The organism is Marinomonas atlantica (assembly GCF_001639725.1).
Classification (GTDB): Bacteria; Pseudomonadota; Gammaproteobacteria; order Pseudomonadales; family Marinomonadaceae; genus Marinomonas; species Marinomonas atlantica.
In genome coordinates, this window is the sequence record NZ_LTAW01000047.1 from 1 (window position 1) to 264 (window position 264).

The window sequence follows — 264 nt, forward strand, 5'->3', positions numbered from 1 at the left end:
AACTTAATGGTGGAGGTGTTGAGCCAAGATTACATTCGCACTGGTCATGCGTTTGGATTGAGTCACTCCAAGATTTATTTCTTCTATGCGTTAAAAGCAACACTCGTCCCGTTGTTGACTGTTATTGGCCTGACCTATGGATTTATGTTGGGCAACAGTGTGATTGTAGAGTCCATCTTTGATTGGCCCGGTATAGGTCGCTACGTTGTCGAATCTGTCATCACTAACGACTTTCCTGCTGTTATGGGTGTCACCTTGATCCTG

1 protein-coding gene is annotated in these 264 nt (G+C 44.7%); it reads left to right on the forward strand.

Features of this window, described 5'->3' with window-relative positions; genetic code table 11:
- Positions 1-18: 18 nt before the first annotated feature.
- Positions 19-264: ABC transporter permease subunit (locus AYW75_RS18505; protein WP_231886246.1), on the forward strand; the 246-nt coding region annotated here is incomplete at its 3' end.